At 39.0% G+C, this 341-nt stretch carries 1 protein-coding gene; it reads right to left on the reverse strand.

Annotation, left to right across the window (positions count from 1 at the left end; all coding sequences use genetic code 11):
- Positions 1–341, reverse strand: a 341-nt coding sequence (locus KI343_RS19910; protein WP_212928124.1) for a transposase, incomplete at both ends; no start/stop codon positions are given.

Genomic DNA, 341 nt, shown 5'->3' on the forward strand with positions numbered 1-341 from the left:
TAGATATAATTATAATATTGCCGATCTAAAGGACGGTTGGCCCATTCCTTTACAACTGGATCTAGCTTTTTTGTAAGCTCTGAGACCATGGACTTCGACACTTTTTCACCACAAAGCTGTTCTACGATTTTAGTCACTTTACGCGTAGAAACACCATTTATCACCATTTCCAACATCGATAGCAAAAAGGCTTTATCACAACGTTTATACTTCTCGAATAGTTCTGTAGAAAATTCCCCGCTGCGCGTACGTGGAACCTTTAATTTTACCTTTCCAACACTCAGCATATACTCTCTATCGTAGTATCCATTTCTGTAATCATGGCGATCTTCATTGCGTTC

This window comes from Oceanobacillus sp. J11TS1, assembly GCF_018333215.1.
Lineage (GTDB): Bacteria > Bacillota > Bacilli > Bacillales > Amphibacillaceae > Oceanobacillus.